Source organism: Pseudomonas sp. RIT778, from assembly GCF_019718735.1.
Classification (GTDB): Bacteria; Pseudomonadota; Gammaproteobacteria; order Pseudomonadales; family Pseudomonadaceae; genus Aquipseudomonas; species Aquipseudomonas aphyarum.
On the sequence record NZ_JAIHBA010000030.1, the window covers coordinates 87757 to 107066 of the forward strand.

11 protein-coding genes and 1 riboswitch are annotated in these 19310 nt (G+C 62.3%); of the genes, 5 read left to right on the plus strand and 6 right to left on the minus strand.

The window, feature by feature from the left end; translation table 11 throughout:
• Window positions 1-132: 132 nt before the first annotated feature.
• From wecB to K5E37_RS21185, 5 genes are read left to right on the plus strand one after another with little or no spacing between them, the layout of a single operon-like run.
• A complete protein-coding gene (gene wecB / locus K5E37_RS21165) occupies window positions 133-1287 on the plus strand; it encodes a non-hydrolyzing UDP-N-acetylglucosamine 2-epimerase (protein ID WP_221535048.1) in 1155 nt (384 codons plus the stop codon).
• Window positions 1284-3458: a cyclic di-3',5'-guanylate-activated glycosyltransferase NrfB gene (nrfB, locus tag K5E37_RS21170; protein ID WP_221535049.1), complete on the plus strand. Its 2175-nt coding sequence runs from the start codon at window positions 1284-1286 to the stop codon at window positions 3456-3458. Before wecB ends, nrfB begins: the two co-directional genes overlap by 4 nt.
• The gene (locus K5E37_RS21175) at window positions 3455-6613 is read left to right on the plus strand and encodes an NfrA family protein (RefSeq protein WP_221535050.1); all 3159 of its coding nucleotides are present in this window, start codon (window positions 3455-3457) and stop codon (window positions 6611-6613) included. Before nrfB ends, K5E37_RS21175 begins: the two co-directional genes overlap by 4 nt.
• On the plus strand, window positions 6613-7491 hold the full coding sequence (locus K5E37_RS21180) for a DUF4434 family protein (RefSeq protein WP_221535051.1): 879 nt from the start codon (window positions 6613-6615) through the stop codon (window positions 7489-7491). Before K5E37_RS21175 ends, K5E37_RS21180 begins: the two co-directional genes overlap by 1 nt.
• Window positions 7475-8551 carry a GGDEF domain-containing protein gene (locus K5E37_RS21185; RefSeq protein ID WP_007960261.1) on the plus strand — a complete coding sequence of 359 codons (1077 nt, stop codon included), beginning with the start codon at window positions 7475-7477 and terminating at the stop codon, window positions 8549-8551. Before K5E37_RS21180 ends, K5E37_RS21185 begins: the two co-directional genes overlap by 17 nt.
• 5 nt (window positions 8552-8556) lie before the next feature.
• Here the strand turns inward: K5E37_RS21185 and K5E37_RS21190 are convergent, their stop codons facing one another.
• From K5E37_RS21190 to cobW, 6 genes are all read right to left on the minus strand, one after another.
• Window positions 8557-10113, minus strand: coding sequence for a TerC family protein (locus tag K5E37_RS21190; RefSeq protein ID WP_179694738.1), 1557 nt, complete (start codon window positions 10111-10113; stop codon window positions 8557-8559).
• Window positions 10114-10448: 335 nt separating this feature from the next.
• Entirely contained in the window at window positions 10449-12095 is a 1647-nt protein-coding gene (locus tag K5E37_RS21195; protein ID WP_221535052.1) for a phospholipase D-like domain-containing protein, read from the minus strand.
• A 40-nt stretch (window positions 12096-12135) separates the two neighbouring features.
• Complete coding sequence (locus K5E37_RS21200; RefSeq protein WP_311776190.1) at window positions 12136-12798, minus strand: VWA domain-containing protein; 663 nt, start codon at window positions 12796-12798, stop codon at window positions 12136-12138.
• 2 nt (window positions 12799-12800) lie between these two features.
• Entirely contained in the window at window positions 12801-13802 is a 1002-nt protein-coding gene (locus K5E37_RS21205; RefSeq protein ID WP_221535053.1) for an ATP-binding protein, read from the minus strand.
• An 8-nt stretch (window positions 13803-13810) separates the two neighbouring features.
• Entirely contained in the window at window positions 13811-17659 is a 3849-nt protein-coding gene (gene cobN, locus K5E37_RS21210; RefSeq protein ID WP_221535054.1) for a cobaltochelatase subunit CobN, read from the minus strand.
• Between the two features lie 3 nt (window positions 17660-17662).
• Window positions 17663-18736, minus strand: coding sequence for a cobalamin biosynthesis protein CobW (cobW, locus tag K5E37_RS21215; protein ID WP_007960272.1), 1074 nt, complete (start codon window positions 18734-18736; stop codon window positions 17663-17665).
• Window positions 18737-18834: 98 nt separating this feature from the next.
• Window positions 18835-19045: riboswitch (cobalamin riboswitch) on the minus strand.
• Window positions 19046-19310 lie beyond the last annotated feature (265 nt).

The window sequence follows — 19310 nt, forward strand, 5'->3', positions numbered from 1 at the left end:
AATTGATCTGTAACAACTAGCCTCGAAGCCGGATTGGACAAGCTCCCATCCGGCTGCTTTTCTTTATTTCTCAGAAAGAGATAAGTGCTGCCGGCCTTTGGCCGCGGCCTTGCTTCGTCCCAGGAGGGGTCAATGTCCTTTAATGTCATGATGGTTTTCGGTACTCGCCCGGAGGCCATCAAAATGGCCCCGCTGGCCCGGGTTCTGCGTCAGTGGCCCGACATCACACTCAACATCTGCTCGACCGGCCAGCATCGGGAAATGCTCACCCAGGTGCTGGAAGCGTTCGAACTGACGGTCGACGAAGACCTGCAAGTCATGACCCAGGGCCAGACCCTGAACAGTCTGTCGCAACATCTGCTCGCCCAGCTCGATCAGGCCTACGAACGGGTCAAACCGGACATCGTGCTGGTGCACGGCGACACCACCACCAGCTTCATCGCCGCCCTCGCCGCCTTCAATCGCCAGTTACCCATCGGTCATGTCGAAGCCGGTTTGCGTACCGGCAACCTGCGCGCGCCCTGGCCCGAGGAAGCGAATCGACGCCTGACCGGCGTGATTACCGATCTGCATTTCCCGCCGACCTCCAAGTCCGCCGCCAATCTGCTGCGCGAAGGCGTACCCGAAGACAACATTGAAATCACCGGCAACACCGTGATCGATGCCTTGCTGTGGATGCGCAAGCACCAGCAGGAGATCGATTGGCATCCGCCTGCCGATTCGCCCCTCGCGGCGCTGGATGACCAGCGCCGGATGATTCTGGTCACCAGCCATCGACGGGAAAATCTCGGCGACGGTTTCCGCAATATCTGCCAGGCGCTGGCCGAACTGGCCGAGCAATACCCGGACGTGCAATTCGTTTATCCGGTGCACCTCAACCCGCTAGTGCAGGAGGTGGTGTACGGCATGCTGGCCGACAAACCCAATATCTATCTGGTGCCACCGCAGGACTATCCGAATTTCGTCTGGCTGATGGGCCGCGCGCACTTCATCCTGACCGACTCCGGCGGCGTCCAGGAGGAAGCCCCGGCGATCGGCAAACCGCTGCTGGTACTGCGCGACGTCACCGAGCGGCCGTCCGTGCTCGAGAGCGGCACGATGCTGCTGGTGGGCACCGACAAGGCGCGCATCGTCAAGGAAGCCCGCCAACTGCTGGACGACCCGGACACCTACGCGCGCATGAGCCGCGTGCACTTCCCCTATGGCGACGGTCACGCCAGCGAACTGATCGCCACCCGCCTCCACGCCTGGCTGAGCGCACGCTCGGCGGCGGGTAAAGGGGTATGAGTCTGGGTTGGGTCGATTTCTTCGCGTATGTGCTGTTCGGTCTCAAATATGTGGCGATTGCCCTCGCCCTGCTGATGTTCATCCTCGGGCTCGATGACCTGTTCATCGACCTCGTCTACTGGAGCCGCAAGTTCATCCGGCGCTGGCGGGTCTACGAGAAATTCAAGCGTGCCGACGAGGAGCGTCTGTATTCGATTCCCGAGAAGCCGCTGGCAATCATGGTGCCGGCGTGGAACGAAGTCGGCGTGGTCGGCGAAATGGCGCGTCTGGCCGCCTCGACCATCGACTACGAGAACTATCAGATTTTCGTCGGCACCTACCCCAACGACGCCGAAACCCAAGCTGATGTCGACGCGGTTTGCCAGCACTACCCCAACGTGCACAAAGTGGTGTGCGCCCGCCCTGGCCCGACCAGCAAGGCCGACTGCCTGAACAACATCATCGACGCGATCCTGCGCTTCGAGAGCGAGGCGAAAATCCAGTTCGCCGGGTTCATCCTGCACGACGCCGAAGACGTGATTTCGCCGATGGAATTGCGCCTCTACAACTACCTGTTGCCCAACAAGGACCTGATCCAGATTCCGGTCTACCCCTACGCGCCGGAGTGGAAAGGCTTCACCGCCGGGCACTACGTCGACGAGTTCGCCGAGAACCACGGCAAGGACGTCATCGTCCGCGAAGCCCTCACCGGCCAGGTGCCCAGCGCCGGCGTTGGCACTTGCTTCAGCCGTAAAGCCATCAGCGCCCTGCTGGAAGACGGCGACGGCATTGCCTTCGATGTGCAGAGTCTCACCGAGGACTACGACATCGGTTTCCGCCTCAAGCAGAAAGGCATGAAATGCATCTTCGCCCGTTATTCGGTCAGCGATCCGAAACTGGCGCTGGAGCAACCCTGGGTGTTCGGCATGAACCGCGAATTTTCCCAGGTGATCTGCGTCCGGGAACACTTCCCACGTGACTTGCAACACGCAATCCGGCAGAAATCGCGGTGGATTGTCGGCATCGTGTTCCAGGGCACCAAGAACCTCGGCTGGAGCCGCAAGGGTCTGCTCAACTACTTCCTGTGGCGTGATCGTCGCGGGCTGATCGCCTACCTGCTGAGCTTTCTGGTGAACCTGCTGTTCCTGGTGCTGCTGGCGATGTGGGCGGTGACGATCATTTCCCCGGACTCGTGGCGCTATCCCTCGATCCTCGCCGACAGCTCGCTGCTCTCGGTGCTGTTGTGGCTCAACGGCCTGATGCTGCTCAACCGCCTGTTCCAGCGCGGCTGGTTCGTCACTCGTTATTACGGTCTGGTCGAAGGTCTGCTGTCGGCGCCGCGAATGATGTGGAGCAACTTCGTCAACTTCTTCGCCAACCTGCGTGCCCTGCGTCAGGTCATGGAAATGGGCGATTCACGACGCGTGGCCTGGGACAAGACTACCCACGAATTCCCGGCGCTGACCAAGGCGCAACGTACTCCGCTCGGCCATCGACTGGTGGAAAAAGGCCTGCTTACCGAAGAACAGCTGGAAGCGGCGATCACCAGCCCCGTGCGCCGTCGACTGGGCCGCGAACTGTTGCTGCGTGAGTACATCGACAGCACTCAACTGGTTCAAACCCTCGCCGAGCAGCTTGATCTGGAATGGGCGCCACTGAATCCGTTCAAACTCGACAAACGCCTGATCGATGCCGTACCGCGCCGGGTCGCCTCCCATTACGGCATTTTGCCGGTGGCCGAAGAAGGCGACACCCTGATCCTGGCCTCCGAAGGCCCGGTCAGCCAGGTCTCGCTGGGCGCCATCAGCCGTCAATTGAAACGCCCGGTGCGCAGCCGTCTCGCACCTCAGGGCCGCGTCACATTGGGGATTCGTTACTGGTACGCCAGCCCCCGCCAGAATGAGGAAGTGCGTCATATGCTCGAAGTGCTTGAGCGCCATCAGGACGATGAAGCCTTGCTGGAACGGGTCAGCCGCCATCAGGTGCTGCTGGGCAATCTGTTGCAGGTGCGCGGCATGGTGCCGCCAACCCTGTTCAATCAGGCGCTGATCGACTTCGATGCCGAGAACATGTCACTTGGCGAGCATTTGATTTCCCGGGGCATGATTACCCCGGAAGTACTGGAACAGGCCCTGGCCGATCAGGCCAGCGAACAGCAAGCCGCCTACCGCATCGTCCGGGAGGTCGCATGAAGCCTGTGCATCGTCAAACCCTGCTGATGGGCAGCCTTTTGCTGGGCCTGAGCACCGCGTATCCGCTGCAAGCGGCACCGCTGAGTGACTTTGAACAGTTCCGCAGCTACCCCTACATGGACCGCAGCTATCGCGAGGCGAAAAAGGGCAACTGGAAGGAAGTCGAACGACTGATGCGCCACTTGCTGGAAAAGGTTCCTAAGAACGACGAGGCCCGGGCATTGCTGGTGGAGTCCCTGGCCAAGCAACGCCGTTACAAGGAAGCGCTGCAAGCGTTGCCGGACAACAGCGACGCCCTGCTCGACCTGCGCCTGACCTGGATCGAACAGGATCCGCCAACCAGCACGCAAGTTGAAAGCTGGATGGCCACCAGCAACCTGAATGACCGCGTGCGCCTGTGGCAGGCTTACAGCCTGAGCCTGGCCAAGTTCGGCGGCGCGGCCAAGGCCCATGACTGGCTGGCACAACTGGCGCCCAAGGGTGACGACAACATCCTGCGCCTGGCCCGCGCCAACTGGTCGGAGCAACTGCGCGACTGGAGCGGCACCATCGAACAACTGGCGCCACTGGCCGCGCGCAAACAACTGGACGCCGAAGGCTGGCAACGGCTGGCCAACGCTTACGTGCAGCGCCTCGATGAAAAGCCGCTGCAGCAACTGCTGCAACAGGCGCCGAGTCCCGAGGCCGCGCGCAACATTCGCCTGGCGATGGTCGACCGCGCCATCGCCATGGGCCACGAGCAACAGGCCCTACGCTGGATGCAGTCGCTACCGGCGAGCGACCTCGCCGACCCGGCGCAACGTCAACGTTTGTGGGAACTGGCGCGCAAGACCGAAGACGTGCCCACCGTGCAGCGCCTGAGCAACGATTTGCAACGGCCTTGCCTGGAAACCGCCGAATGGCTGTCGCGCCAGGATCCGGAAGCGGCGCTCAAGCAACTGCGCAGCTGTACACCGACGGACGATCCTCAGACCTGGCTGGTACTCGCCCAGCGCCTGCAAGCCACGGATCAATTGCAAAGTACCCGTCTACCGGAGCCTTGGGATAGCCGTCGGCAAACGCAGGTGCTCGACATCTGGCAGAAGCAAGGTCGCAGCGCCGAGGTCAACGCCTGGCTGGCCGGTCAGAAGCAGACGCCCGATATCGTCAAGCGCCGGGCGGAGCTGACGCAGCGCATGGGGCGAATGATCGAAGCGGAAACCCTGTGGGAACTGCATTACCGGCAAACCGGCAATCTTTCCTCGCTCAATCAGGCCACTTACCTGGCGGTAAATGCCGGCGATCACGCGCACGCTCAACAGTTGCTGGAATCTGCGTTCGATCGCCATGACGGGCGTTTGCCAGCGACGGCGTTGCAGCGCCTGGCCGGTTTGTATGCCGCTGCGCCAACAACGACACCAGAGCAACAGCGGCGCATGGCGCTGCTGCTCAACCGGGTGGACGGCGCCACGCGCGGCCAACTGCTCGCGCAACTCGCGGAGACCGGCCAGTGCGACGCCGTGCAGCAAGCCATCGGCAGCCACCCGCAAGCGGCTGGCGATTACCGCGCGCTCGGTCGCTGCGCCATGCCTGATCGCCCGGGTGAAGCCGTCGTCTATTACCAGCAGGCTGAAAAACTCGGTGATCGCGGCAGTCGTCTGCCGCTGGCCTATGCCCTGGAAGCGGCCGGTGATTCTGCCGGTGCGCTGACGATCTGGCGCAGCATCCCGACCGCCGAACTCAGCGACAACGCACGCCTGACGGCCAGTCGCAGCGCGCTGAATGTCGGCGACAGCCAGACCGCCGAAACCTACTGGCAACAAAGCACCACTCGCGGCGCCAATGAGTGGGCCCTCGGCGCAGCCATCGCCGACGCGCGGGGTGATCACGTCCAGGCACTGCAACGTCAGCGTCAGGCCCTGCAGCAGGCACCGGATGCCGGACAATTCTACGCCGCGTCGGTCACCGCGCAAAAGGCCGGAGACTTGCCACAAAGCACCGCGTGGCTGGCCGAAGCGGTACGCCGCGAGCCGAACAACCCGCGTTATCGCGCCGACTACGGCATGCGTCTGTCCGGTGCCGAAACCCGCGAAGAGCGCGCCACGGCGATTCCGTATCTGCAACAGGCGACCCGCGATTTCCCCGAGGATTACCGCTTGGGCGAAACCCTGGCCTGGCGCTACGACGAAGTCGAAGACAGCGCCTCCGCACGCAAGGAACTGCGTCGGGTGATCGATCTGGAGCAGAACCCGGTGGCGGCCGATGACGAAGACGGCAGCATGGAGGCCCGCCGTTATCGCCAGCGCCGTGCCCATGAAACCTTGTCTCGTCGCGACAGCCGTACGATTGCCAGCACCTGGTCGCCGGCCGGGATCTCGACCAACGACTTCGTGCGCCCGGACGACAGTAAAGGCTCGCGCCGTCGCTCGGATTCGCAGAATGTGCAATTGGCAATGTGGGATCACGCCCTGGGCGAAGAACCAAGCCGCGCCGGCAGCACGCTGTCGGTGTACGGTCGCGTGCTGCTGGGTGGACAAGGTCGCTCCAGTTACGCCGAATCCCTCGCCGCTGGGGTCGGCCTGCGCTACAAACCGTGGGGCACACAGAACATCAACTTCTACGGCGAGATCTACAAGCAGAGTCAGTTCGACGATGACGACAGTCACAGCCTGAGCCTCGGCCAGATGCTGGTGCCGGAAAAGCTGTTCGATCAGGTCAACGATCACCGCAAGGACGGCCACACCACCACCGACTACCTGCTGCGCGCCACCGCCTCATTCCTTGATCAGGGCAAATACCGCAACGACTGGCGGGTCGACGAAAACGAATGGGACGAGCGTTTCCTTTACCTCGACGCCGCGTGGTGGACCAAGGCCGGCGATCACCAATGGTTGTCGCGCTTCCAACAAGGTCACGCCTGGAAACTGCCCAACAGTGGCGCCCAGACGATCATGCCTTACGGCTTCCTCGAGTTTGCCAGCCAGGACCCGAGCAACGACTGGCGCCAGGACCTGCGCACCGGTGTCGGTCTGCGCTGGCAATGGTGGTACGACGAGGATCGCTACAACGCCTACCGTTCGAAACTGACGGTTCGCACCGAATATCAACAGTCGCTGGGCGGCAATCTGTATGAAGGTGGCAACGGTGTGCTGCTGGGCGTGGAGTGGAATTTCTGATGGCTCGATGGATGTTGTGTTTGTGCCTGCTGATGAGTGCCACTGTCGCCAAGGCCGATGAGCGTGTCTTCTATCAGCCGCTGAATGTCGATGCCGGCCTGACTCAGGCGCAGTGGCAGAAAGTCTGGCAAGACACCGCGAAACAAGGCACGCGAACCGTGATCGTGCAGTGGACGGCCTATGGCGACTCGGACTTCGGCGGCGCCAATGGCTGGCTCGCCAACAGCCTGAAACTCGCTCAACGACAAGGTCTGCAACTGGTGCTCGGCCTGGCGATGGACCCGGCCTACTACAAGCGCATCGATGAACTGGACAGCGCCGGCCTCGGCGCTTACTGGCAGGCACAACTGGGTCAGTCACTGGCTCAGCAGCAGAAGCTGCGCCAGGACTGGAAGCTGCCGGTCAGCGGCTGGTATCTGCCGCTGGAACTGGACGACCTGCACTTTCTGGCAGCAGATCGACGGGCCACGCTTGAGCGTCAGTTGAAGGACTTCGCCGCGAAGCTGGATGCACCGCTGCATGTCAGCGCCTTCAGTGCCGGCAAGCTGGCCCCGGCGATCAACGGTCAATGGCTGGGCGAACTGACGGCGGCCGGCGCACAGCTCTGGTGGCAGGACGGCGCGGGCACCGGTCGTTTGTCACCACTGGTGCGCAACGGTTACGCCAGTGCACTGCCCTGCTCCGTGGGTATCGTGCGCGAAGCCTTCCGGCAGGTCAGCCGCGAGGGCGAGCCCTTCCGTGCCGAACCGGCCAACCCGGATGCGACCTCGACCGGCTGCCATCGGAACGCGGTGTTTTCCCTGCGCTATCGTCCGTGGGGCTCGGTCATCCTCGATAACCAACGCAGGCATCCGGGCAGCAATGTACAAAACCATTGAAGACGAAGTCCTGAAGAAGACCGCGCCTGCCGAACTGTGGAGCGAGTTCATCCAGCATGAATTCGAGCGGCTGCACACATTCTGCCTGCTGATTTATCTGGCAAGCATCAGTGTCTGGATTGTCTTCGATCTGATCGTCAGTTTCCTGGGCGGGCAAGGTTTTACCTGGCGATCGATGGTGTTTCTGACGGTGTTTTCGATTCAGGCGGTCATTCTGCTGTTCACGCGAAAAGCCGCCCATTTCGACATCCTGAACATCCTGTTCGTCGTTGCCATGACCGTTGGCGTGCGACTGCTGATCGACGGCCTGCCCGCCAGTTTTCAACCTGCGTGGCTGGTGCTGGGCGCCTCGAGCATGCTTTACAGCATTTCGGTTCTGCCCATCAGCCGCTGGTCGTTTTACACCTCGCAAGGGGTGATCTGGCTGGTGCTCAATCCGTTTTTTGGTACCGAAGTCGGCCTTTTCGAACTCAAAGGCGTGATGACCATCGCGTACGCCGTGTTTCTCTGCGGGTTGACGATCTATACGTTTTTGAAGCTGCGCGAGGCCAAGCTCTACAACTACATCATGTCCAAGCTGTTGCTGGACCAGGCCTACAACGACACCCTCACCGAAATCCCCAACCGTCGCTCGTTCATGACCCGCGCCGGAAAAACCCTGCAAGCCGTGCCGCGCGAGCACGACCATTACCTAGCGATGATCGACATCGACAACTTCAAGAAAGTGAATGATGTGTACGGCCACGACATCGGCGATGAGGTGCTCAAGCGCATCGCGGCGGACATCAAAACCGTGATGTCACGTTTCGAGTACGCACGATTGGGCGGTGAGGAGTTTGCAATCTATTTGGCTGGTGTGCGCCGCGAGGATGTCGAGGCGCTGGCCGGGGAATTGTGCCGGGTGGTGCGTGAACAGCCGACCCGGCACCCGGTGACCATCAGCATCGGTCTGGCCCGGGTCGAAGATGGCGACACCCTAAACCAGGCCCTGATCAAGGCCGATGAAGCACTGTACGAGTCAAAGCATACCGGCAAGGACCGGTACACTTTTCATCAGTGAGGCCGTCAGGCCTCACGCACCAGCAACACCCGCGTCACGCGACGCTCTTCGACTGCCATCACGGTCATGCCCCAACCTTCATGTTCCAGTCGATCGCCCTTCATCGGCAGGCGATCCAGCAGGCTCATCACCAGCCCGGCGAGGGTCTGGTAATCCTCGGTCGGCTCGGCGCGAAAACCGGTGTGCTCGCGGATGCGAGTCAGGTTCAGCGCACCATTGACGATGAACCCGCCCTGCTCCTCGACCACGTCCGGGCCGGCGATTTCGCTGGCGTCCGGCAGTTCGCCGGCAATCGATTCGAGAATGTCGGTCATGGTCAACACGCCAACAAAGTCGCCGAACTCGTTGACCACAAAGGCAATGTGGGTCGAGGCCGCACGCATTTGTTCCAGTGCGTTGAGGATCGAATAACTGTCCAGCAGATTGACGGTCTTGCGCGCCAGGTGTTCAAGGTTCGGCTCGTTGCCGGCCAGGTATTCCTTGAGCAGTTCCTTCTTGTGCACAAAGCCCAGTGGCTCATCCACCGCGCCGTTACGAATCAACGGCAAGCGCGAGTAGGACGAGTGCATCAATCGCGTACGAATAGCCTCGGCGTCGTCCGCCAGATCAATGTGATCGACATCGGCACGTACCGTCATCAAGGCGCGAATCGGTCGCTCGGCCAATTGCAGCACGCCACTGATCATCACCCGCTCGCGACGGTCGAACAGCTCCGCGCTCGGCGCTTCACCGTTATCCAGCAAGTCGGAAATCTCCTCGCCGACCTCTTCCACCGCCAGTTTGCGACCGCCCAACAGACGCATCACCGCATGAGCCGTGCGCTCGCGCATCGGGCGCAAGCCCTGCATCGAGCGCTTGCGACGAGCGCGGGCGATCTGGTTGAAGATCTCGATCAGGATCGAGAAACCAATGGCGGCGTACAGATAACCTTTCGGAATGTGGAAGCCCAGGCCTTCGGCCGTCAGGGCAAAACCGATCATCATCAGGAAGCCCAGACACAGCATGATCACTGTCGGGTGGGCGTTGACGAAGCGGGTCAGCGGCTTGCTGGCCACGATCATCACACCGATGGACACGACCACCGCGATCATCATGACCGCCAGTTCATCGACCATGCCCACGGCCGTAATCACCGCGTCCAGGGAGAACACCGCGTCGAGCACGACGATCTGCGCCACGATCGGCCAGAACAGCGCATAAGCGGTGTTGGTCGAGCGCTCGCCGATATGGCCTTCCAGCCGCTCGTGCAGCTCCATGGTCGCCTTGAACAACAGGAACACACCACCGAACAGCATGATCAGGTCACGGCCGGAGAAGCTCTTGCCGAACACTTCGAACAACGGTGCCGTGAGGGTAACCAGCCAGGAAATACTCGCCAGCAGGCCAAGACGCATGATCAGCGCCAGGCTCAAGCCGATGATGCGTGCGCGGTCGCGCTGATGCGGCGGCAGTTTGTCCGCCAGGATCGCGATGAACACCAGGTTGTCGATACCCAGTACCAGTTCCAGCACGATCAGTGTCAACAAGCCCAACCATGCCGTGGGATCCGCTAACCATTCCATAATCTGTCTCTATCTCTCGTCAGTGAATTCAGGCTGCCGGGCACGGCAAAGTGCGGCGCGAAAGCTCGAAGGCTGCGCCAACAACGATAGTCGGTAGTCGGAAGACTGGATGCTGAAAGTGCGTCAAGACCGCGCCGTGGCGCGAGGGGAACGGGGTTCCTGGAATAGAACTGGGAGGCTCCGAGAGGGTGTTCATGCAAATCCTGAATGAAAAAAGGCCTTGAAGCGTACAGGCTCAGATGACTTTTCCTAAAGCTGGAAATCATTTCAAAATCTGTACGCCGCCAGCTTATCGCCGTCCCCGTCAGCATCGGCAACCAACGGATGTGTAAGGGCTAACGCCCGGCAAACCTGAGGCGAGACAACCGGCGCAGATCGCCCTCGACGTAGTAGTCGTTGGTCCAGCTGTCATCCGCCGCCAACGGCTGTACCTGCTTCAACGCCAGTTTCTTCGCGAAGTAGCGAAAACGGTAATGCTCGTAGAACCGCAGCAGTTCCAGGCCATAACGGTCCGCCAGATCGGTGTCGCCGCGAATGATCAGGTAGTTCTCGTCATTGCCGTTGCTGGCCGAGGAACTGAGGTTGTGGCTGCCGCTGATGAGGGTCGGGCTGTCGTTGGTGAAGTCGGTGACCACCGCTTTGGTGTGCACCAGCAGGTTGCCTTTCTGGCCCTTCATGTTCTCCCGCAGCCAGCCTTCCAGCCCGGTGTTGAGCAACGCGGTGGCGGCGAATTCGGCAGTTCGGTCGGCGTGAAACCCGGTGATGCGGCTGACGGTGTTTTGCAGGCCGTAACGCAGGATGTCGTCGTGGGGCTGGCCGAGCAATGCGTTGAGAATCGCGTCCGGCAAGGCGAATGCGGTGACGAACAGCAGGTCTTTTTTCGCCCCCTCGATGATATCGACGAACTCCCGCAGATCGGCGCCGCCGGTACGCGGTGAAAACCCGGCGAACACCGGTTGCGCCGGATTCATCGGGTTGTGTTGGGTGATCCAGTCGCGCGTGGTGCCGACGTCCGCCGGCTCGGCCCAGATCTGTTCGAAGGTTTTCAGGTAACTCGCGCTGACCGCCGAATCGTCCAGCACATGCACCACGTTGGCCTGGCGGTACACGCCGTTGGCGGTGAAGTTGGTGCTGCCGCACAGCACCGCTTGCGGCTGGCGCTCACCGCCTCCGTCCAGGCGGCTGAGGACGATGAACTTGTTATGGAAAATGTTGTGAGTGACCCGCCCGCGCTTGCTGGTCGCGGGCAGTTTCGCAAGGCTTGCTTCGTTGATCGTCGTGTCTTCGTCGTCGGGCCGGGCGTGATACAGCACACGCACCTGAACACCTCGATCGAACGCCGCGTTCACCGTGTCGATGATGGCTTGCAACTGGTATTCGTAGATCGCGATGTCCAGCGCCCACTGGCCGTCGACTGCACGCTCGATAAACCCTTGCAGGCGCCCTAGCAGACCGTTCTCCAGCCACTGACGCGCCGCATCGGGCCAGGCTTCGATGGGCATGTTTTTGTTGGCGCTGATCTGTGCGTCGAGATCGGGAAACTTGCGCTGAAACGCCTGACTGGCGGCCACGGCACGGTTAAAGATCACGCCCTGGTTGGCGGGATGACCGTCGTCGGAGCGGATTGTCAGTTCCAGCGTTTCACCGAGTTGCGGCGCATCCGGCGTGCCATAGGCCAGGTGCACGCGATAGTGAATCGTCATGCCGGGATTGACCGCGTAATCGGCCCAGCGAAATTTCTGCAGCGGCGCCTTGTCGCTCGGCGTGGCGTGAAACTGCGGGAAGGTGTGAACCTTGCCGGGAAAAGTCAGGCTGTTGAACAGGAACAGCCACGGTTTGTCGCCCTGCTGCTTTTCGATGGCAAACCCCAGCAGACCTTTGCGGCGGGGTTCGGCGAGGTCCATGGCGAGCAGCACGCCGTTGGTGCCGGCGTAGGCCTTGACGCGAAAATCGTCCTGCGGATTGGCGACCAGTACGCGCATGATTCACTCCCTGTGATTTGGCCTCACTGCAGCATAGCTCTCAGACCGACAACAACTCGTCGATATGCCGGTAATCGGCGTCCAGTGCTGTCGCCAATTGTTTCGCGCGGCCTAGGCGAATCGGCCCGCGCTCGATATCGATCAACAGGCCGGGACACGCCAGCGCTGGCAGTTCCGGACTGTCTTTCAAACGGCCATCGGTGATCACCAGCAACCGTTGTTGTTCGGAGGGGAAACGCTTGCGCCGCACCGCCAGCCAATGCCCGGCCTCCGTCAGCGCTGCCAACAGAGGCGTGCCGCCCCCCGCGCCCAATCCATCGAGCCACGCGCGCAAACCGCTGGAGGCCTTCAACCCTTGCACCTGCCATTTCGGCGCCGCGCCGCTCGCAGTCAACAACGCCAGGCGCGCGCGCTGCCGGTAAGCGTCGTCGAACAGTTGCGCGAGCACGCCCTTGGCATCGCTCAATGCCTGATGGCGACGGGTCGAAGCGGAGGCGTCGACGATCACCAGCCACAGTTCATGGGGCGTGCGGGTACGCAGTTGAAACAGTAGATCCGCCCGGGTTTTCGGACGGCCATTGAGCAAGGTTCCGGGCCAGTTCACCGAGCCGCTGCGAGCCGCGTGACGCTTCCCCTGGCGACCATTATCGAGGCGTCCGGCGCGGGGTCTGGCATTCGCCCCCGCGTCGGATCGGGGGCGAATGCCTAGGGCTTTTTTGGCCAGACAGGCACTTCGCGGCGGGCACCGGTGGCGAGTGCCGGCGCCGGCATTTCACCCCACTGCCCCTGCCCTTCGCTCGGTTCGGCGTTAGTGCCGGACGGCGATTGCGCCGGTGGCCGCGTACTGGTCGGAGACTGTTCGCGACGACGATGACGCAATGCAAACTCAGCCACGGCATCGATGTCCTGCTCGGCGATGGCTTCAGCCCCCCGCCACGCAGCATGCGCCCGCGCGGCACGCAACCAGACCAGATCGGCGCGCAAACCGTCGACGCCAGCCGCGAAGCAGCGCTCGGTGATCTGCGCCAACGCCGCATCATCCAGCGGAATACCCGGTAAAACCTTGCGGGCGTTCTCGCAGCGCTGACGCAGAGCTTGCTGCTCAGCCTCCCACTGCGCACAGAACGCCTGCGGATCGCTGTCGAAATCCAGCCGACGACGAATGATCTGCCCGCGCTCGGCCGGCGCCGTATGACCGCTCAGGGCGACGTTGAGGCCGAACCGATCCAGCAATTGCGGACGCAACTCACCCTCTTCCGGGTTCATCGTGCCGATCAATACGAACTTCGCCGAATGCCGATGGGAAATCCCGTCACGCTCGATCAGGTTGGTGCCGCTGGCAGCCACATCCAGCAGCAGATCCACCAGATGATCCGGCAACAGATTCACTTCATCGACGTACAACACGCCGCCGTCAGCCTTGGCCAGCACACCCGGAGAAAACTGCGCGCGCCCATCGCTCAATGCCGCGTCCAGATCCAGCGTGCCGACCAGCCGTTCTTCAGTCGCGCCCAACGGCAAGGTGACGAACTGACCGCTGGCCAACAGATCCGCCAGACCCCGGGCCAGCGTCGACTTGGCCATACCGCGCGGGCCCTCGATCAGCACGCCGCCGATCTTCGGATCAATGGCCGTCAGGTACAGCGCCAGTTTCAGGTCATCGGCGCCGACCACGGCGGAGAGCGGGAAATGCGGGGTGTCGGTCATGTTCAGTCTCAGCTCTCTTCTTCTATGTCCAGCAGCAGGTTTTCCAGGGCTTCTTTGTAGGCGCCCGGTTCCTGCCACATCCCGCGCTGCTGCGCTTCGAGCATGCGTTCGGTCATGTCGCGCAAGGCGTGGGGATTATGCTCGCGCACAAAGTCGCGGGTCGCCGGGTCCAGCAGATACGCATCGGCCAGCAAGGCGTACTGGTGATCGTCGATCAGTTGCGTGGTGGCGTCGAAGGCAAACAGGTTATCGACTGTCGCCGCCAGTTCGAACGCGCCTTTATAGCCGTGGCGCTTGACCCCGTCGATCCATTTCGGATTCGCCGCCCTTGAGCGGATGACACGGTTCAGCTCTTCCTTCAAGGTGCGGATTTTCGGCAAATCCGGCTGACTGTGATCGCCGTGATAACTGGCCGCTGCTTCGCCGCGCAGGCTTTCCACGGCGGCGAGCATGCCGCCCTGGAACTGGTAATAGTCGTTGGAATCGAGCAGGTCATGCTCGCGGTTGTCCTGGTTTTGCAGCACCGCCTGCACCTGGCTCAGGCGCTGGACGAATTGCTCGCGGGCGGCGGTGCCTTCGTCGGAACCGCCGTAAGCGTAGGCGCCCCAGTTCAGGTAGACCTCGGCCAGATCTTCTCGGGTTTGCCAGAGGCGTCCGTCGATGGCGCCCTGTACGCCGGCGCCATAAGCGCCGGGTTTGGCACCGAAGATCCGCCAGCCAGCCTGACGTCGCGCCGCGTCTTCATCCAGACCCGATTGCAGTAACGCCTCACGCTCGGCACGCACTTTTGCGGCCAGCGGATTGAGATCGTCCGGCTCGTCCAGTTCCGCCACGGCTTGTACGGCAGCGTCGAACAGGCGGATCAGGTTGGCGAACGCATCGCGGAAAAATCCGGAGACCCGCAGCGTGACATCCACCCGAGGCCGGTCGAGCAGGCTCAGCGGCAGAATCTCGAAATCATCGACCCGCTGACTGCCGGTGGCCCACACCGGACGCACGCCCATCAGCGCCATGGCCTGGGCAATGTCATCGCCGCCGGTGCGCATGGTCGCGGTGCCCCACACAGAAAGACCGAGTTGGCGCAGGTGATCGCCGTGGTCCTGCAGGTGTCGTTCGAGAATCAGGGTTGCCGACTGGAAGCCGATGCGCCATGCCGTGGTGGTCGGCAGATTGCGCACGTCCACCGAATAGAAATTGCGTCCGGTGGGCAGTACGTCGAGGCGGCCGCGACTTGGCGCTCCGCTCGGGCCGGCCGGGACGAAACGGCCGCTGAGGGCATCAAGCAAGCCGTGCATTTCGGCCGGGCCGCAGGCGTCCAGACGCGGGGCGATCACTTCGCGCAGGTTCTCAATGATCGCGCTGACTTCAACCCAGCGCGGCTCCTGTGGGAGCGAGCCTGCTCGCGATGGCGTCAGGTCAGGCCATTCCGTTTTGAATGACCCACCGCTATCGCGAGCAGGCTCGCTCCCACAGGGGGATGGCAGTGACTGCGAGATCAACTGGGTGGCGAACAGCTCCAGGCGCTCGCGGGTATCTCCCGCCGTGCGCCAGACTTCATCGCTCAGCGATTGCAGTTCCATTGGGCGCAGGCCAGTCCAGGGTTCGGCAAGTGCACAATCCAGCGGATCGAACCCCAACTGAAACGCCTTGGCCAACGCCCGCAACAAACTCGACTGCGCACCTTTGCCATCGCCACGCGGAATCCGCAGCAACGCGAGCAAGGTGTCGATGCGCAAACGCCCGGTCGGCGACTCACCGAAAACATGCAGGCCATCGCGGATCTGCGATTCCTTCAAATCACACAGATAAGTATCCAGACGCGGCAGCCAGATCGCCGCATCGGCATCGCTGTCGAGGGCGGCATCCAGCTGCAATTCGCGATCGATCTGCGTGTCACGCACCAGTTGCAGAATGTCGCGCTGCAACTCACGGGCACGGCGCGGATCGAGCAACTGAGCTTCGTAATACTCGTCCGCCAACAGTTCCAGATTGCGCAGCGGACCGTAGGTTTCGGCACGAGTCAGCGGCGGCATCAAGTGGTCGATGATCACCGCTTGGGTGCGACGTTTGGCCTGGGCACCCTCGCCCGGATCGTTGACGATAAACGGGTAGATATTCGGCAGCGGCCCGAGCAATGCGTCCGGCCAGCAGTTCTCCGACAGACCCACGCCTTTGCCCGGCAGCCATTCGAGGTTGCCGTGCTTGCCGACATGAATCACGCCGTGAGCGCCGTAGGTCTGGCGCAGCCAGAAATAGAACGCGAGGTACGCGTGCGGCGGCACCAGATCCGGGTCGTGATACACCGCGCTCGGATCGACCTGATAACCCCGCGCCGGTTGAATCCCGACGAAGGTCAGGCCAAACCGCAGGCCGGCGATCATCATTCGCCCGTCACGGCACATCGGATCGTTTTGCGGCGAACCCCAGCGCTCCAGCACCGCTGCGCGATTGGCTTCTGGCAATGCGTTGAACATCGCGAGGTAATCGTCCATCGCCAGGCTTTGCTGGCACGGGCGCTGATCCAGGGTGTCGAGGTCATTGCTGACGCCGCCGAGCAATTGCTGGATCAGTTCGGTGCCGCTGTCCGGCAGTTCGGCCGGCAACGGATAACCTTCAGCCTGCAACGCTCGCAGGATATTCAGCGCGGCGGCCGGCGTGTCGAGGCCGACGCCGTTGCCGATGCGCCCGTCCCGGGTCGGGTAGTTGGCGAGGATCAGGGCGATGCGCTTTTCAGCGTTCGGCACCCGCGCCAGATCGACCCAGCGCCGCGCCAGTTCGGCGACGAAATCCATGCGCTCGGGCTGGGCCCGATAACACACCACGTCGGACTGACTGCGCTCGCTGCGCCAGGCCAGATCCTTGAAGCTGATCGGCCGGCTGATGATCCGGCCATCAAGCTCCGGCAATGCAATGTGCATCGCCAGATCCCGCGGACCGAGGCCCTGCTCGCTCTCGCGCCAGCCGGGTTCATTGTCCTGGGCGCAGATCGCCTGAATCACCGGAATGTTGCGACGAAACGGCCGCAGATGCGGCGCTTCCGGGCTGGACTGGGCGAAACCGGTGGTGTTCAAAATCACCGAGGCCTCGACCTCATCCAGCCAGTCCTCGACCACCGACAGGCAGCCGGGCTCTTTCAAACTGGCCACGGCGATCGGCAGCGGATTGAGTCCGGCAGCCTGTAACCGTTGGCAGAACACGTCGATAAACGCCGTGTTCGCCGCTTGCAAATGCGAGCGATAAAACAACACCGCCGCGACCGGTTGACCGGGCAGCCAGTCGGCTTGCCAGTCACTCAGTGCGGCGGTGCTTTTATTCGGGTGGTAAATCGCCGTGCGCGGCAGCGTCTGCGGCTCGCCCCACACGTAATCCCGCGCCAGCCAGCGATTGGCCAGGCAACGGAAAAAGTCCAGCGCATTGCCCATGCCGCCCTGACGCAAAAACTGCCAGAGCCGGTCGCGATCCTCGGCGCCCACGGTGCTGAGGTCGCTGAGCTCCGGGTCGGGACGGTCATCGCCCGGCACCAGAATGACCTGCACGCCACGCTCGGACAACTCGACCAGCCGCTCGACGCCATAGCGCCAATAAGCGATGCCGCCGTGCAGCGAAATCAGAATGACCTTGGCGTGGCGCAGCACTTCATCGACGTACAGGTCGACCGACGCATGGTTCTGCACCTGCATCGGGTTGGCCAGCCGCACGCTCGGGTAATCCTCGGGCAGTTGCTGCGCCGCTTCGGCGAGCAGCGCGAGGCTGGAATCACCGCTGCACAGGATCACCAGCTCGGCGGGGGTTTGTCCAAGGTCGGCAATGTTGTCATCCGACACAAAACCGCCGGGCTGGGTCCTGAGCAGATGCATGGCTTAAACGCTGAGCGCGGCGCGCAGTTGCGCTTCGAGCTGGGCCGCGTCCAGTGCCTGACCGATCAACACCAGACGTGTCACGCGCGCCTCATCGGCGCCCCACTGACGGTCGAAGTGCTTGTCGAAACGTGTACCCACGCCCTGGATCAGCAGGCGCATCGGCTTGTTCGGGATCGCCGCGAAGCCTTTGACCCGCAGAATGCCGTGCTGAACCACCAGTTGCGTCAGCGCGTCGAGCAACAGGCTTTCGTCGGCTTGCGGCAGTTCGATGGAGATCGAGTCGAAAGCATCGTGATCGTGGTCATCATGATCGTCATCGCCTTCACCGTGGTGGTGATCGTGATGGCTGTGGCGGCTGTCGATGTGTTCTTCGGAACCGGCACCGAGGCCGATCAGCACGTCCAGCGGCAGGCGACCGTTGCTGGCTTCGATGATTTTTACCGCTGGCGGCAGTTCTTCGGCGACTTCCAGACGGACGCGCGCGAGGTCTTCAGGGCTGGTCTGGTCGGCCTTGTTGAGGATCACCAGGTCAGCGCTGGCCAGTTGGTCGGCGAACAGTTCGTGCAGCGGCGATTCGTGGTCCAGGTTCGGATCGAGTTTGCGCTGGGCATCGACCTGATCGGGGAACGCAGCGAAGGTACCGGCGGCCACGGCCGGGCTGTCGACCACGGTGATCACCGCGTCAACGGTGCAGGCGCTGCGGATTTCCGGCCACTGGAAGGCTTGCACCAGCGGTTTTGGCAGGGCCAGGCCCGAGGTCTCGATCAGGATGTGGTCGAGGTCGCCGCGACGGGCCACCAGTTCGCGCATCACCGGGAAGAACTCTTCCTGAACCGTGCAGCACAGGCAGCCGTTGGCCAGTTCGTAGACGCGGCCGGTGGCTTCTTCTTCGGTGCAGCCGATGGTGCACTGTTTGAGGATTTCACCGTCGATGCCCAGCTCGCCAAACTCGTTGACGATCACCGCGATGCGGCGGCCCTGAGCGTTGTCGAGCATGTGCCGCAGCAAGGTGGTTTTGCCCGAGCCGAGGAAGCCGGTGACGATGGTGACGGGGAGTTTGGCCAGTGTTTTCATCGGATGCCCTTTGGCAAGGTGGCGGGCATACGGGACGAGACCGGCAACGCGGGTGCGTGCCTGGAGAGTTCGCCACCGGATCACCCCGCCCGGTTGAAAGTGAGAATCTGTGACGAGGCAGGTCTCCTGGCTGACGGTGTTCGGGCCTTGGCCCGGTATTCGCTGCGCCTTCCCGCTGGCTCTGGATTGAGTTGGCAGTGGCGTGGCAGCGAACGGCACCGTTCACAGTTGCGGGGGCAGCCGCGGCTTGGACCGCGTTCCCTTCTTAGCTTCGGCGTGGGCCGAAGAACCTCGAAAGCGCAAGGCTACGCAGGGTGTGGGGATGGGTCAATGGTTGGTGCTTTTTGGTTTTGTGGGCATATCCGTTGCTGCGGTAACGGCTTCTTATGGTTTCGCTCTTACAGCGAGTCCCTTTTTCAAACGCCAAAAAGGAACCAAAAGGCTTTTGCCCCGGCGTACGGCACTTCGCTTAGGCTCAGTGTTCCCTCGCTACGGTGTCCATCAGGGGGCATCGCCTACGGTTTGCTTCGCTGCACCTCCTCTCGATGTATGCGGCTGCGCCGCACGGCGCTGC